Genomic DNA, 15565 nt, shown 5'->3' with positions numbered 1-15565 from the left:
CCCTGATCTTTTTCTTGCACCCACTTGATCTTTTTCTTACAGCGTTTTAAAAATCAGGTGCGTTAGCCCTGACCATCATCCCTGCCAACTTATACTTTTAAAAAAAATGGATTACAATGCAGCCCCGCAAAATTGCTGTATGGAATTTAATAAAATGAATGGGAAATGGCTGGTTGCTTTTCTGGTTTTAAATCATGTATGCCTGGCTTTTGGCGCAATGGATCAAACAACCTGGCAAGGGACTTACTATCAGGCGGTACCCGCCCAACGCTACGTCAATCAAAACTATTGTGATGAACACACACCAGGACGTTTTATTCACACCGTAAACGGCGCGCTCACCTACCCTATTATCACTAATCGCGGTATTATTCTTGACCAGGCAACGTTTCACGTCCGGGCTATTGACGATTTTTACTTTATGCAGGGGGAACTCCGCGCCCGCGGCATAAGCCGGGGTAAAGTGTGGGAAGACCGCATTCATTATTACCTGTTTAAACGCGGCCAACGAGGGGTGACAAAAGGAATGTGGAGCACCAATGAATGCAAAGGGCTCTATCGCGGCATCGCCTTGAAAAACGGTGATTTCCCAATAACCAAGCCACATAAAACCTAGCTGGCGAATGTGCTCGCTCCCTTAAGCGCTCAACCCTACGCCAACATAGACCCAGGCCTCCTCCCCGGATTCAAGCTGCACCTGAACGCGCCTGTAGTCGGCTACTTCGTATTCATCTGCCCGCTTTAATTCCTCAAGGCTGACATAAAAAACCATGCCAGCCACACGATCGGACTGTTTGCCTGTATAATGAAGAATCGGATGCAGCGAATGGCCACTGGTCGCTACCACATCGGGATCATGGATTGCCATCATAGACAGTGAATAACCACATAGCTCATCAGGCTTTCCTGTGAGCTTGCGTCCGAAGGTTGCCAATTGAACCGCTTCATAACGCAACGTGCCATATGAAAACAGCTTTTCAGACGGTGTATCCTGATTTAAATTCATACTTTAACCTGTTCTTCAATCAATACCCTTACTCAAGAGAGCAACCAAGCGCCACCAGTATGCAAGGCCCTTCAGCAATGACATTTAACCCATGCTGCAAGGCATCGTTAATGGCCTTCCTGCTCTCGGCACCGGGTTGCATCCAGACATTGTCAATGCCCCTGGCAATGGCTTCGGTCATGACTTTCTCCGTAACAGCAGGCGGCGTCACAATGGAGATGCTTTTTACCGTATCCGGCAAATCACGCACAGTCTTTACTGCAGCCAAGCCTTCGACCAAGGTCTCCATGGGATGGACAGGATAAACTTTTTTATGATGTTGTAAATAACACCGCAGGACTTTATTACCAAATTTCGTGCGATCATTGGATGCACCGATGACGGCGTAAGCCTCTGAGGTAAAAAATTGCACGATTGCTTGTTCCATACCCGTTCTCCTTTTAGCAACACCTGGTTGTCACTATAGACTATAAAGCATCTGACAGCGTATACACAGAGTTATCCACAGAATTTGTGGATAATCAGTGATAACGTATGGTGGCAAGACCGTTCATGCCTAAAAACGTCATAAAAACAGGGGAAAAGCCGTACGCTTTAAATGCGATGTACTATCCTTTAAGCAAGAATAAAAACAAGAGTCCGTCATGACTATTCTTATTTACATGCTTGCAGGCGCGTTAGCGGCTATCCTTTTAGCCGGGCTTTCCTATTATGCCAATCTTGACAGGAAGATGGGGTCATTATTGACTGTTTTAGCGGTCATGATTGCTCTGTTTTTAACCCGTACCTATGGAATTCCCTATTACCAGGCAGCCAACTTTGAAAGCGATATTAAAAAAGCCAGTCCCCTGTTTGCCTTGCTGGCTCAAAAATCACCCGAAACATTCAATCGTTACGTTGCCGCAGTAAAAAAAGACATCTTAAACAATCAACCACAGAACATTCTCTACAAAACCAGCGACTTCGTGAATGCGGAAGTCATGAAATATGCAGTCTATTCGTCTAACCAGGCACTTTATAACCAAATGAAGGGCACGCTGGATTTTTATCAACACCTGTTCAAAATTAATCCGAAATTAGTGCTGATTTCTGAGTTTCCCGAACGATTTACCAATGAACCGGAGATGGACGAACTCGTCAAAGCTTCGAAAAGCTACATTGACAGGCTCCTTAAAGCCAAGGAAGACATTATTATCAGTGCCATTACCCACCCCGCTCCCGCCCTCTCGAGGCATGAGATCCTCGAAGCACAGGCTCTCCTGGGCGAGCTATTTGACGCACTTGCAGCAGAATACGGCAGTAACAATGTAGAAACCACTTTTCAAAACCCACAATCCCCGTCATTGGATAAAACCAAGGGGGCTGAAATTATTATCCAGTTTTATCAGCGTTTAGTGAAGCGCGGGGAACGGGAAACCGGATTGGTGCTCCGGTACATTGCCAGTGCCAGTGCCAGATAAACTCATTTACCAGAGGATTTTATGGCCGCGATGCCAGAAACATCCGCTTTCTGCAGGGTTCTCAGTCAACGCATAGAGTTCCTTTGCCACCTGGGACGGATGAGTGGGCGCATGCTCTGTGCCCATATCCGTTTTAACCCACCCGGGATCAAAACTGGCAATGAACCGTGAAGGAAAACGCACTGCTAACAGTTTGGTGTACATATTAAGACAGGTCTTGGACATTTTGTAATGCGGTTGATAAGGGGAGTCATTGGCCTCAAACGAACCCCAGCTTGACGACATATTGATTATTTGCCCCTGCGCGGCAAGCTTATCCAGGCAGGCTTCGGTTAATTCAATTGTACCAAATACATTGATGTCAAACGTTGTTTTAAGCAGAGTCACATCGATGCCTGCCTGCTGATTCCAATCCAGTAGTACTGCAGCATTGTTTATTAGTAAATCAAAATCAGGTAACGACCGGACAAAAGCCTGGATACTTGAAGCGTGCGCCAGATCAAGGGGAAGCATGGTTAGTGAGGGATGCGTGAGCCCAGAAGTACCGCGGGTGGAACTGCCGATAACCACCCACCCCTTTTCAAGAAAATAACGCGCGGTAGCCAGGCCAATGCCGCGGCTGGCACCGGTGATGACTAAGGTTTTCATGTTCTCTCCTGTACTCCCTCTGTGCAAAGAGGGGCAAGCGGAACTCCTTAACCGGGAGGCTTAATCTTCATAGTCGCTTTTGTCAAGGCACCACCATTGATTAGCCACATAACTGACTTCGAGAAAATTAAGGATCCCTTCTACCGATTTGTAACAAGCCCGTTGGCGCTGATTACCGTCAATTTTATAAACGGTAATCACATCCTTGCGGTAGATTTTCCAATCATCCCCTTCCGCTGAAGAATGGGCATGACAACGTTTCTCGTGGGCATTTAAATACCCGCTGTGAAAACGCTCCTTCGGTATGGGGCAGCCGGTATTGCGATTTTCGATCTCATAATACATTTTAAAATCCGTGTCATTGACAACACACACAGCCTGGGCTGAAGCGAGATGTAATCCGAGCAACGGGAGTAACCATTTGGCAGTTAATTTCATAGTAAGCACTTAGAGTAAAAAGAAACACCCTACAAAGTTTATCGGCCAATTGCAAGCCATTATTTCTGATTGGACTGGTTGGTTTTTTTTCTCTTTTTGCTTTTTCTATGTTGTGCTATCTCATCGCTTAAAATCTGGTTGACCGTATCCGCAGAGACAGGACGGCTTAATAAATACCCCTGGACCTCATCGCAACGCTGGCCTGCTAAAAACTCCATTTGATTCTGGGTTTCCACTCCTTCTGCCAGGACTTTAAAATTCAAACTGCGGGCCATAGCAATAATGGCTTCAATAATCACCTCATCGCTTCGGGATTTATTGATATTCTGGACAAATGATTGGTCGATTTTCAAACGGTCAAACGGGATGCGTTTTAAGTAATTCAAACTGGAATTACCCGTGCCGAAATCATCCAAAACAATTTTAACACCCAACTTCTTGAGCTGCTGAATCATGCGATGAATTTCGGTGTGAGCAATAATCACGTTTTCAGTGATTTCAATCTCGATGTATTGCGGATCGATGTGGTATTGTTTGAGTAGTCTGCTCACTGTCATGGCAAAATTGCTTTGCCTCAATTGCTGAGTCCCTACATTAATGGCTACCCGGATATCCGGCAAACCGCTCTCCTTCCAGGCATTAATCTGGCGACAGACCTCCTCTATGACCCATTCGCCGAGGGGTACAATTAATCCGGACTCCTCAGCCAAGGGAATAAAATCTATGGGCAACACCAATCCCCGTTTAGGGTTTTGCCAACGCAGCAAGGCTTCAACCGCCTGTAATTTTCGATCTTGCAAATTAAACTGAGGTTGATAAAGCAAGAAAAATTCATTTTTTAACAGACCATTGCGAAGATCAGCTTCCAGTTGCACCTGCTTTGACAATTGCTGGTTTAATTTGTTGGTATAGAATTTAAATTGCGAGCCGCCCTTTTCCTTGGCCTCATACATGGCAATGTCTGCATTTTTTAACAGCGTGGTTGCTGTTTTACCATTGGAAGGGTAAACGCTGATCCCCATGCTGGCCACAATATTAATTTCACGATTGGCAATATGAAACGGGCGGTTAAACGATGTTAAAATTTTTTGGGCGATGGATGCACTGTCTTCCGGATTTTTTAAACCCGGTATCACCAATACAAATTCGTCCCCCCCTAGTCGAGCCAAGGTGTCTTCAGAGCGAATCAGAGATGACAGGCGTTTGGCGATGGCTTTTAACAGTTTGTCGCCAAATTCATGACCGAGGCTGTCATTAACCAGCTTGAAGCGGTCAAGATCAATAAACAACACGGCGAAAAACTTATGATAACGGGCACAATTGGCTATGGCCTGACGAATGCGGTCATCGAGCAGGATGCGGTTAGGCAAGCCCGTTAATGAATCATGCATAGCCTGGTATTCAAGCTTCTGCTCCAACAGGGCCCTGTCAGTAATGTCGCGGAAACTCCAGACCCTTCCCACGGTTTCGGTATTCACACAGTGGGGTTGCGAATAGCATTCGATGATTCGATTTTCCTTCACCTTGATGATTTTAAGACCGGTTTCTTCAGTATGTTCAACGAGCTGTTGGTGCAAATCCTGGTATTCATTTGGGTGATAAAGCATATTGGTGATATGGTGCATCACCTTTTTTTCTTCTTTTGATTCAACCAACTGCTTTGGTATATTCCATATTTTTAAGAACTGGCTGTTGTAATCAATGATTTTGCCGTGCAAGTCGACGACCACAATTCCATCAGTGGAGGATTCAATGGTTGCTCTTAATAGCGATAGCGAATGCTGCAAGGATTGAGTCCGTTCTGAAACCAATTGATGCAATTGTTCCGTGTGGACCCTTGATTCTTTTGCCAACAGCCATTTACGGGTCAATGCACACGCTAATTGGCGGACAGCAACTTTATCAAACGGCTTTTTGAGCACCAGAAGATTATCGCTGATGCCGAGCTTCTGGACTGTCTCATCCCAGGTATAATCGGAATAGGCTGTACAAATCACCACCTGGATATCTTTATCGACTTTCCAGATTTGTCTTATCGTTTCCAGCCCATCCCAACCTGGAGGCATGCGGATATCTACAAAAGCCAGCGCGTATTGTTTTCCTTCCGCCAGTGCTTTTTTGATTTTTTCAACCCCTTCCTGGCCCTGTTCGGAGGTATCGATAATAAACTGGGGCAGCAGGCATTCCTTCTCCTCTGCATTGCCTTGATCGTCGCCAAAAAGCTCCTCATCCAGTTCAGTAAACGTGCGGGTACGGCTGTTGCCAGTTAATACTTTGATAAAATCCTGATGAATGGCAGGATTATCGTCAATGATCATCAAGCGTAAGGCGATGTTATTCATTGAATATCGCTCCATCCTGTGTACGCTTCACCGGCAGAGTTAAAATAAATTGGGCCCCCTGACCCGGACCATCACTGCGAGCAGCCAGTGAGCCGCCTATATTTTTAGCAGCGATTGCGCTGCTATGCAAACCAAAGCCATGCCCGTCCTTCTTGGTGGTAAAGCCAAAGGAAAAAATACGATTGATGTTTTCCGGTAAAATGCCATCACCGTTGTCGATAACGCGTATGACATAATTGTCCTTTTCTTTTTCAATCACTAATTCAACGCGTTTCTCCTTACCCTCTGCATTGCAGTAAACCGCTTCTTTGGCGTTTTGAACCAGATTGATTAAAATCTGCAATAATTTAGAGCGATCGGTCACTACGTAAGCACCGGGAACGAACTGCTTATGAATGGTCAACGCTTTGTCTTTGTGAGGATGGATAAGCATCTGCAAGGTGGTTTCCAATTGTTCTGACAAAAGAATTCGCTCATCCACACCGGATACGCCGCCAAAGGTTTGCTGCATGGCCACAATATCCTTGATGTGCTGCAGATTATTTTCGATACTTACCAGTTCTGCCTGATTATTCTCATTCTGTTTCCTAATCATGTCGCTTAACGCAACCAGATAATCGGGGATTAATTTGCCTTTTTCATCTTCAGTTAAAAACGCTCCAAGATGATGGCGGTTTTCCTCGATTAACGACGCTATTTTACTCAGTTTGGCAAAATAGGGTTGATCAAAATTTTCTTTCAAACTACCCAGGGAAATATTGAGGCTGTTTAAAACATTGCCAATGTTGTGCAGGATAAACGTCGCGATTTCGGACATTCCGGCCCGGCGCGCACTGACCAGCAATTTTTGATTCAACTCCTTGATCTTGGCTTCCGCTTTTTTGCTGCCGGTAATATCTATCAGTACTCCTGCGAGTTTCATCGGATCTTCAAGGCAATGGGCGACCGTACGAAACCAGCCGTATTGACCCTCACCGTTTAAGACCCGCATGTCGTATTCGTAGTTCATATGCTCATGGATTGCCTGCTCAACCAGTTCAAGCAATCGTTCACGATCATCGGGATGAACAATGGTCATAAAATCATCACGGGTGTTCTGGCCAACCGGTAAAGCAGTCAAATTATAAATTTCTTTGGACCAGGTCACATGCTGTGTTTCAGAGTCATAATGCCAGTAACACAATTTGGCAATTTTTTGTGCATTTTCCAGGCGTTGGTTCAACATCATCATCTCTCGCGATGAGATATCCATGGAGCGCTCCAACATGTAACGCTCCATGTCGGCCTCCAGATAGGTTTTGTTAATGCGGGAAAGGAGCTCCTCCCACTGCCTGGTGTCTTTGGGTGGTTCATCAACCTTGCATTCGGTACGGTACAGTTGCCGGTTTAGCAGCTTGTGTAATTCCATGTCTTCCCCGTTTCAGGCATTATTTTTCCATAAAAGTCGTCAACGTCATGGTTTGGTTATGAAGCCGACAGTCGCCGGAGGCCAGCGGCGATAATTCCCCATAGGAATAAAATCCCACCTGAGTCGTCCCCTCAGGAAAGGCTTCGAAGGTTGATTCCGTCTCTTCCTCCGTGCGTTCCCCAAGCAAAAGGCGTCTGCCGACACAACTGATACTGATAGTAACAACCTGCTCTTTCTCGGATGGCTTCTGGTCAAAAATGGTCTTCTTGGCGATTTCACCGGCTTCACTGGCGCTGTTAATCAAGCGGTCAAAATTGGCGCGCATGAGCTGGGCATAATACCCAATCGGCATGTCACCTGCAAAAATCAAGGCATTTTCTTTCTCATCAATTCCAAGAATTGTACGCACCACCGGGGTGGCATCTTTTTCAGCATTGTCCCAAATCGCCAGAGGGAATAATAAACCTGAAGCGGGTAATTCAGCCGCGCGTTCACCCAGATATTCCTTATACAAGGACAAAGCCGGTTGGTTATCCAGCTCATACAGGATGTTTTGTTCAGATCGGGTAATGTGACGCGCAGGGCCAAAGATATCCCAGCCGCCTTTGGACGCATGGGCAATGTTAATGTGTTCACCATAAAAACCCACGGCTACAATGTGATCAGTCAGGATTTCACCATTATAAATAGTCCAGGTATTTTTAAACTCGCTGTTATCGCCCGCGAGCCCGCCTGAAATAAGCATCCCCTGCCCTTGCGAATTCAACCCCTTAACCAAGTCCGAGCCATTGACCTTTAAGCCATCAGACAGGACAAAAATACTCTGCAAGTCATCACTCATAAGCTGTTTGGCAATGCGTTTACCTGCCTCAAACGACTCCTGGTTGCTCTTGACCTCTGCCTTGGCAATTTGTATGGGGGTTTTGCTAAATCGAATGATCACCACCGAGAGGCTTTTATCGAAAATGCTTGGGCCAAAAATCTCACCCGCTGTGGAGCAGCCGATCATTTGGGCTTTTTTATAAAAGGATGCCAATTCCTTTATGGGTGCAGGATTGTTATAAAAATCCGGCGCGGCGAACACAATGATTAAGGACTGCTCGGAATCCAGTTCCGGGAAATGGTCAACACTCCAACCTTTACCTCCAACATACTGAAATGCCTTGACTTCCATGCAGACTCCTTAGGCTATGTTGCTGTTTCCATAAGTATTTAAAGAATTATAGCCTAAATTTTAACCCTTTGAGGAATTGTGCAGGCATTATGTTTCCCTATGCCCCTAAAATGACTTGATTTTTTCCATAAAACGGGTTTAATTGCCATTCCTTAATTAATGAGGGTGTACGTGACATGTTAGCTAAATTTGGATTATTTAAAGATTACCTTACTGTTGACAATGCCAAAATTGGCCTAAATACCGGGGCTTTTCTTGCCTCGTTATATCAGCTCTATACCAACCCGCAAGAGCATACGGCGACTTTTTTACTGGATCTGTCCACCCATGGCTTTACGCTTTTAAGCATGCGTAAGAACGCAACCGATTTTGAAAAATATGCCGCTATGTTTCTGAATGCAGGCCGTGAATTGAATATCACTGGCTCGCTGGCCATGGGTAGCAAGGAGTTGCCTGTTGCAGTCCAGTATGTTGATGCCGGAGTTCATCTTTTAAACTTAGCCACTGGCCCCCTTCCCACTGACGAAGCGGAAGGTGAGACGGAAGAGGCAACACAGGCCGCTAAAATGAAATAAGCGATTTGTTCGCTTTCTTCGGGCTGCACTCCGTGCAGCCCAATCCTCAGGTATTTATGGCTTTACTGTCATTTTTTCTGCGACAAACCGCCCGACCAATTGCGAAATAAAGATAGCCATATAGGCCTGACCACAGAAGGCTTCCATCCAGGTCAGTGTCTGCATGATTGGTTTTATCGCTAAAATATCACCAAACCCGACAGTGGTCAGGGTACTGAACGAATAATAAATCGCCCGCACTTCCTCATGGGGACGTAAACCGGATAGCGCCAGATTATCCAGCACATAAATCATCAGGTAGAGATAGGCAAAGGCTAAACCGATGAATAGGTAAGCCGACAGCGAACCGAACAGGGTTGTTATGTTAATAGACTCATCTTTAAGCGTTAAACGTAAACAAGCCACAGTCATCAGCAGGAAGAAAATCATGGCGAGCAAGGACTTAAACGCTTCAATGGGAAGTTGTGATCCCCATAAATTAATGATCATCTGGCTTGCTATCTGCAATATGCCCAAAATGGTAAGCCAGAACAATAAACGATGCTCCTGCTCGCCTATTACCACAAGACTGGTCACAATCAGAATAACTAACACAAAATCCGTCAGGCGCCACAAATCAACCTGGGCCTCCACAGCTTTGGTCAGGCAAAATAACAACAAGACAAAAAAAAGAAATAAAAACCTGAGTTTTCTTAAAAGTTTGAACATGCGAAGTCAATTCAGTATCAAGTTATTCTTTTTTGACATATTTATCGCGTATTGACAACTAGCAGTAAAACTAAAGTTTCAACGAGTGCTCAGACGCCAGCGGCCCGCTTTCAAAACCAAACCCCTTAAGAAGGGTTGCTTTATCGGCTTCTAATTCCTGCTCAATGACATAAAGCGTCGATTCCTCACTGGCTGCGAGGATGATTTGCTGTAATAACCGTTCACTTTTGGTGGCTTTTACATCAAATGTACGGGATTTTTTAATAAATTTCTGCATTTCATCCGTCAGATGAGTCAAGGGCGAGTCATAGCCCTGGCGCAACTCTTTGAGGGCATTCAGCAATAACTGCACTTTAACTGCTTTGTCAATATAAGTTGACAGCGAGGGAGTCAACTTTGTCGGGGTGTTAAAAAAAGAATGGGTATGATGCATGAGCCCTGTGTTAACGGGATTCTTCATCATATCCAAATAAAATTTCCATAGCGCGTCATTATCCTCGCAATGAAAGACGGTGAAGCTTATCGATGCAGTGAGCAGACGATAGCTGTTGACGTCCTTTCCTGGCAAACGGTTCAGCAACAGAGACGTAATGGCAGCCAGCTTGATGTCATCCTTATCCTTCCCCAACATGATCTGATGAATAGAGGCCATGATTTCTATTACAGTTTGATCATTCATACCTTTGCAATCCGCTATCCGAGTGTAGATTAAGGCAGCAAGCTGATTTATCACTGCTGAATAATGCTCCACGTAGGGCGTCAGCCTGGTTATCAAATCATTGGCAAACAAAGGAGCAATTTCCTGTTCACTCCTGCTCTTTACATTAACGATGGCATTTTCCAGCAGCTTGTCCCCCTTGGTAATAACATTGTACTTAATGCTCTCGGTAAGCGACTGCTGTTTAATCGATTTCAGGGTTTTTCCTTTATCATGTTTACTAATGGCTGCTTCGCTTTGTTGCCCAGTTAATTTTCTCAGTAAATGCTTGCTTTGCGTCAAACGGAAAATGGGGGCAAGGGCGGGACTGACGTCGTTTCGACCCAACTTTTTAAACACGGGTTCACCGGCCATGGCTTTTAAATGATGAAATACGTGGGTTCTGGACAGAAATGATAAATGATCGGCCATAAAAATACCGCAACTGACAAAATCAGTCTGGATCATGTGCTCCACTTTTTCTTTTGGCGTAGGCCCAAAGAGCGGCTCAGGCACATTCACGTAATAGATGTAGGAGGCATGCAATACCCTCGCTTTATCCAGTAGAAGAATATAATTGCGGAAGAACCGCAGGGCGCGCTTATCCATAACCGCGTCCAGATTAAAGCAGGAAATGCCTTTTGAAGTAACGACGTGGTCGACCACTGTCCAATGACCATCCAGTAGAACCGCCAACTGGAAACGAAGCCCGGGAGGCAATTTGTCTGCATTTTTTTCAAGAAACTGAATGAACTTGATAAGTGCCTCATTTTTCTTCGCGTCCATGCCACCCTTGCTATCTTCCTCATACTCAATCACCTGATAATAAAAAGGTAATTGCCTCCCTCTCCGACTTTCGGCTTTGAGCGCCAAAATCACTTGCATGACTTGAGGCGGCCACACAATGCCCGTGATATCATAATGGGATTTGTGCAGATTATTTTTTGTCATCACGATCGCATGGATTAAGTCTATCTGCGAAGGGGTGGTGATTTCCTGTTTGCTTTCCATACGAATGAATAGAACGTAAGAATTTATAATTATTATACACTCTGAACATTATTTGTTCCTTACGTAGCAATAACACAGCAACGTGGTTAGGGAATAAATCTGATCTTGAAACGTTCGTTTTTTGCCTGGATCGCAGGTTTCCGGAAGAATAAATAAAAAATTATTACAAAAGATGGCGTTACGAACCTAAACGGTATAACTTCAGTCAAGGTAGTCAAGGCAGGTCGAGCCTGCGATTGCTTGGTTTGCCTGAAAGCATGGGGATTTTTGAGCTAGCCCCTCAAGGGGCTAGCGAAGCTTATGATATAGGCAACAGCGCCCCTGACGCGCGGACATCGGACATTAGACTGAATGCTGGCTTAAGGAGTCAAAAACCCGATGATGGTAGGCGTCGTTCCAGAAATGCCATTCAAGGCAGGTGCTATTATAAAATGCCTTCACCATATTTACTCTGAGCTCTTCCGGCGCGTGAGCGGCTAACTCATCAAAAATGGCGATTGCCTGATCCACGGCCAGACTGAATTCATCACTGGCATACGTTTCAATCCAACGGTAAAACGGATTATCAACCCGGGCCTGTCTTGCAATAAAACAGCCGGTTTCACGGTAAACCCAAAAGCAGGGCAATACCGACGCCACCGCCACTTCTACCGGTGAAAGGCTGCAGGTCTGCAAGAGGTAACTGGCGTAGCTTAAGGTGGCTGGGGCTAATAAGCCCGTGTCATTAAAAGCAAATTCCTTTTTAAAATAGCGATGCACCAAATCCTGTTCGGCAATAAAAACCGACTCGGCAAAATGTAAAAATTGTCGGGCATAAGCCGAGGGGATCCTGGCTGCAATCAACGCATGGCAACGGGCAAAATCCTGCAGGTATAAACTGTCCTGCTCAAGATAATATGCAAAGGTAGACGGCGCAAGACGACCCTCTGCCAAAGCCTGATTAAACGGATGGTTTAGAATTTGATGAATAATGGGGGTCGCTCTTTGCCAGGCTATTTCAGACAGTTTCATTAAAGAATTCTCCATGAAGGGCATACAAATGATCAACCGGACCAAAACCGTGACCGATTGACTGATTAGCAGAAGCCGCAATAGCGCCTGACAAATACGCCTTGGCACGCACACAGGCTTCATATGGACTAAATCCCTTGGCAAGACAAGCCGCAATGGCTGCCGACAAGGTACAGCCTGTGCCGTGCGTGTTTTTGGAATCGATACGGGAGCCATGTAACCACTGCGAAACGCCTTGCTTGCCCAGAAAGTAATCCAGGCAATCGTCCTGTTGCAAATGACCGCCTTTGATGAGCACTGTCCCCACTCCTGATTGTTGAATGGAGGCTGCCGCATCCGGCATATCGGCTATAGTGTTTACTCCCTGACCAGTCAATCGGGCTGCTTCAGGCAGGTTAGGGGTAATGATGTCAACCAACGGCATCAATTGCTCTTTTAAAGCGTTAACGGCATCTTCCTGCAACAAAGGATCTCCGCTTTTAGCGACCATAACAGGATCAAGCACAATAGGGATACCTGACGCCTGCTGTCTCAGAAAAACAGCCACCAGGTCAATGATCTCTCGAGAAAAAAGCATGCCGATTTTAATGCTGTGGGGTTTAATGTCCTCAAAAATAGCCTGTAATTGCTCCGCAATGCACGTTAATGAAACGGCATGACAGGATTTAACACCGCAGGTATTTTGCACCGGTATGGCCGTCAATACCGTCATGCCATAGCAACCAAACGCGGCAAAGGTTTTTAAATCAGCTTGCATGCCGGCACCGCCAGAACCATCAAAGCCGGCAATCGACAAGGTGTTATAGCGCATGATCCATCTCCTCAAGCGGCATTTGATAAAGGGCATCAATAAACGCCATCTGAAAACTGGCGGGAGCTTTGGCGAACCGGTGAGCGGCCTGACCGCAGAGGCCGACATAAGTTGTCGCCGCGGCCGCTGCCTCATAAAAATGAGGGTCCACTGCGGCAAAGGCTGCGATAATCGCCGTTAATGTACACCCCATGCCCGTGACTAACGGCATGAGCGGCGAACCATACGGTACATGGCTGTATTGCCTGCCATCTGTGATCAAATCGACCGCACCACTGACAACGACAACCGCTGACGTTTGCTCTGCCAAAGACATTGCGGCGGCATGCGCTGCATCCACCGAATGAAGCGCCTCAACTCCCTTACTAATCCCCCCGTTCGTCGTGATAGCAATAATTTCACTGGCATTGCCGCGAATAATGGCAGCCTTTGGCGCAAGCGATCTCGCTGTCAACGTCCTGATTTGACTGGCTCCGGCGCCAACGGGATCAAGAATCATGGGCTTATTGTGCAGAGCTGCGATACCGCAAGCCTTGTTGATACGCTCAATAAAAGCCGTGTTCAATGTACCCATATTGATATAGAGCGCCTGTGAAATAGCAACAAGCTCCTCAAGTTCGCCGTCTTCCAACGACATGATCGGTGCCGCTCCCAGCGCCAGTAAACCGTTGGCCACGACACTCATAGTGACCACATTGGTTAAGCAAAGCACTAACGGCTTCTCAGCGCGTAACCGCTTAAGCCGGGTATCCAGTTGATAACGCATCATGAATCCTTAATGTTGTAATGCACGGAGCGTTTGAATGGCAGCGACGGGGTCAGGCGCATTGTGAATGGCACCAATCATAGCGGCGCCATGAGCACCCGCCTTCATCACGGCATTTAGATTGCTTTCATCAATGCCGCCGATACCAATGAGAGGATGTCGGGATTGCCTGGCCAGTTTGCTAAGCCCGTCAAGGCCCCAATGACGGCGAATATTGGATTTGTTAACCGTTGGAAAAACAGCGCTGGCCGCCACGTAATCCACATCGGTCTGATTAGCCGTCAGGCAATCGGTCATAGACTCAAGGGACAGCCCGATGATGCGATGATGACCAAGCTGCTTTCGGGCTTTTTGTGGGCAGGTATCGCTATTGCCCAGATGGACACCAGCCGCATCAACAGCCAGAGCCAAATCGACATGGTCATTGATAATCAAGGGAATGTTTAAGGGTGAAAGCAACGCTTTCAGTTGAACAGCAAAGTGAAAAAGAAAATCCGCAGAGGCTTCTTTTTCGCGGAGTTGCACAGATGTTATACCAGCTTTGGCACAGGTCTCTACAAAATGGAGGTAGTCATCCAGGGCGGTCTGCTGCCGATGGGTTACCAGCATCAATTGGTAAAATGGTACAGCCATTCTCTCTATCCTCTTGGTTTAAGCGCTCAGGCGAAACAAAGCAGAATGGCAGACGTGGCCCACGCGAGAGGGCTTAATCTTCACACTCCCTCCGCAGGCATTATCCAGAGCAGGTTATAAGGGTTAAGTCTCAGCTTTGTCAAAACAAAGCACCCCCGGTGAAAAACGGGCTTATAATAAGGGATCGGCTATTTTTGTCAATGGCGGCCGCGGATGAATCGACCGCCGTTCGCTACTCTCTCTGGGTACCTAACACACGAGAAGGTGATTCGTTACAAACCTAATCGCGCACCATAAACCTGATATAACAGGAACAAGCCGATGAGAAGGTAGACCACGCTAATGATCATAAAGGCGACTGGACGATGCTGCCACCATTGCCCCATGCGCAGGGAAACGTCCGGAAAAGCCATGCGTAAGATGCCGGCTATCACTGCCAACCAGCCGATAATGGTAATAATAACAGGCCAGCCCATGACCCAGACATTATGGCTTAGAACCAACAGCAAACCAATAATGAGGCTTACCAATCCCATAAAAAACAACAGAGCGCGTTGCCCGGTTATATCCGAAATAATACCGGCCACCAGACGTTGGCGCAAAAGAACAATCAGGCTCACTATTACCAAATACCAGCCGATGACTGCGGCTAAAAAATACGTGGATACCATTGCAGTACTCCAAACATTTATCTATTTAAATTATAGTAAGTTTTATAATCATATCGTTAATATTTTGCCCTAACCACTCCTCCTTCCTCATGCCGCGAAACCGAAACAGGGATAAGCCATAATTCCCTACCCTATCGTATTCACACAGGCATTCATCTATTTGCCAGTAGGCACATAAGGGGTAATAATCGACACCCATGGCAGCC

Annotated in this window: 18 protein-coding genes and 1 riboswitch; of the genes, 3 read left to right on the top strand and 15 right to left on the bottom strand. The window is 46.2% G+C overall.

Going from position 1 to position 15565, the window contains the following annotated elements; translation table 11 throughout:
• The first annotated feature begins 154 nt into the window (after positions 1-154).
• Complete coding sequence (locus tag Lery_RS04865) at positions 155-616, top strand: hypothetical protein (protein ID WP_131751191.1); 462 nt, start codon at positions 155-157, stop codon at positions 614-616.
• A gap of 21 nt (positions 617-637) precedes the next feature.
• On the opposite strand, the gene Lery_RS04860 is transcribed toward Lery_RS04865, so the two are convergent.
• Positions 638-1006: a gamma-glutamylcyclotransferase family protein gene (locus Lery_RS04860; RefSeq protein WP_058526139.1), complete on the bottom strand. Its 369-nt coding sequence runs from the start codon at positions 1004-1006 to the stop codon at positions 638-640.
• A 28-nt stretch (positions 1007-1034) separates the two neighbouring features.
• Positions 1035-1433, bottom strand: a complete 399-nt coding sequence (locus Lery_RS04855) for a CoA-binding protein (protein WP_058526138.1) — start codon at positions 1431-1433, stop codon at positions 1035-1037.
• Between the two features lie 217 nt (positions 1434-1650).
• On the opposite strand from Lery_RS04855, the gene Lery_RS04850 reads away from it, so the two are divergent.
• Complete coding sequence (locus Lery_RS04850) at positions 1651-2466, top strand: hypothetical protein (RefSeq protein WP_058526137.1); 816 nt, start codon at positions 1651-1653, stop codon at positions 2464-2466.
• A 6-nt stretch (positions 2467-2472) separates the two neighbouring features.
• On the opposite strand, the gene Lery_RS04845 is transcribed toward Lery_RS04850, so the two are convergent.
• From Lery_RS04845 to Lery_RS04825, 5 genes are read right to left on the bottom strand one after another with little or no spacing between them, the layout of a single operon-like run.
• Positions 2473-3114 (bottom strand): SDR family NAD(P)-dependent oxidoreductase, encoded by a 642-nt coding sequence (locus Lery_RS04845; RefSeq protein WP_058526136.1) that lies wholly within the window; start codon positions 3112-3114, stop codon positions 2473-2475.
• 60 nt (positions 3115-3174) lie between these two features.
• Positions 3175-3552, bottom strand: a complete 378-nt coding sequence (locus Lery_RS04840) for a hypothetical protein (protein ID WP_058526135.1) — start codon at positions 3550-3552, stop codon at positions 3175-3177.
• A gap of 59 nt (positions 3553-3611) precedes the next feature.
• Positions 3612-5894, bottom strand: coding sequence for an EAL domain-containing protein (locus Lery_RS04835; protein WP_058526134.1), 2283 nt, complete (start codon positions 5892-5894; stop codon positions 3612-3614).
• Positions 5887-7302 (bottom strand): sensor histidine kinase, encoded by a 1416-nt coding sequence (locus Lery_RS04830; protein ID WP_058526133.1) that lies wholly within the window; start codon positions 7300-7302, stop codon positions 5887-5889. The genes Lery_RS04835 and Lery_RS04830 overlap by 8 nt, the downstream gene beginning before the upstream one ends.
• Before the next feature lie 19 nt (positions 7303-7321).
• Complete coding sequence (locus tag Lery_RS04825) at positions 7322-8476, bottom strand: FIST signal transduction protein (protein ID WP_058526132.1); 1155 nt, start codon at positions 8474-8476, stop codon at positions 7322-7324.
• A 176-nt stretch (positions 8477-8652) separates the two neighbouring features.
• On the opposite strand from Lery_RS04825, the gene Lery_RS04820 reads away from it, so the two are divergent.
• The gene (locus Lery_RS04820) at positions 8653-9051 is read left to right on the top strand and encodes a hypothetical protein (RefSeq protein WP_058526131.1); all 399 of its coding nucleotides are present in this window, start codon (positions 8653-8655) and stop codon (positions 9049-9051) included.
• A gap of 54 nt (positions 9052-9105) precedes the next feature.
• Here the strand turns inward: Lery_RS04820 and Lery_RS04815 are convergent, their stop codons facing one another.
• The 8 genes from Lery_RS04815 to Lery_RS15590 form a co-directional block, all read right to left on the bottom strand.
• Positions 9106-9759 carry an ion channel gene (locus tag Lery_RS04815; protein WP_058526130.1) on the bottom strand — a complete coding sequence of 218 codons (654 nt, stop codon included), beginning with the start codon at positions 9757-9759 and terminating at the stop codon, positions 9106-9108.
• Between the two features lie 70 nt (positions 9760-9829).
• Positions 9830-11407 carry a hypothetical protein gene (locus Lery_RS04810; protein WP_131751190.1) on the bottom strand — a complete coding sequence of 526 codons (1578 nt, stop codon included), beginning with the start codon at positions 11405-11407 and terminating at the stop codon, positions 9830-9832.
• A 402-nt stretch (positions 11408-11809) separates the two neighbouring features.
• The gene (locus Lery_RS04805; RefSeq protein WP_058526128.1) at positions 11810-12478 is read right to left on the bottom strand and encodes a TenA family protein; all 669 of its coding nucleotides are present in this window, start codon (positions 12476-12478) and stop codon (positions 11810-11812) included.
• Positions 12465-13289 carry a bifunctional hydroxymethylpyrimidine kinase/phosphomethylpyrimidine kinase gene (gene thiD / locus Lery_RS04800; protein WP_058526127.1) on the bottom strand — a complete coding sequence of 275 codons (825 nt, stop codon included), beginning with the start codon at positions 13287-13289 and terminating at the stop codon, positions 12465-12467. Before thiD ends, Lery_RS04805 begins: the two co-directional genes overlap by 14 nt.
• Complete coding sequence (gene thiM, locus Lery_RS04795; protein ID WP_237759148.1) at positions 13279-14058, bottom strand: hydroxyethylthiazole kinase; 780 nt, start codon at positions 14056-14058, stop codon at positions 13279-13281. Before thiM ends, thiD begins: the two co-directional genes overlap by 11 nt.
• 6 nt (positions 14059-14064) lie before the next feature.
• Positions 14065-14688 (bottom strand): thiamine phosphate synthase, encoded by a 624-nt coding sequence (thiE, locus tag Lery_RS04790; protein WP_058526125.1) that lies wholly within the window; start codon positions 14686-14688, stop codon positions 14065-14067.
• Between the two features lie 68 nt (positions 14689-14756).
• A riboswitch (TPP riboswitch) is annotated at positions 14757-14855 on the bottom strand.
• A 105-nt stretch (positions 14856-14960) separates the two neighbouring features.
• Positions 14961-15359 (bottom strand): hypothetical protein, encoded by a 399-nt coding sequence (locus Lery_RS04785; RefSeq protein ID WP_058526124.1) that lies wholly within the window; start codon positions 15357-15359, stop codon positions 14961-14963.
• 25 nt (positions 15360-15384) lie between these two features.
• Positions 15385-15565, bottom strand: a 181-nt coding sequence (locus Lery_RS15590; RefSeq protein WP_237759147.1) for a hypothetical protein, incomplete at its 5' end; no start/stop codon positions are given.

This window comes from Legionella erythra, assembly GCF_001467615.1.
Taxonomy (GTDB): Bacteria; Pseudomonadota; Gammaproteobacteria; order Legionellales; family Legionellaceae; genus Legionella_C; species Legionella_C erythra.
This window is presented reverse-complemented; position numbering and strand designations above follow the sequence as displayed.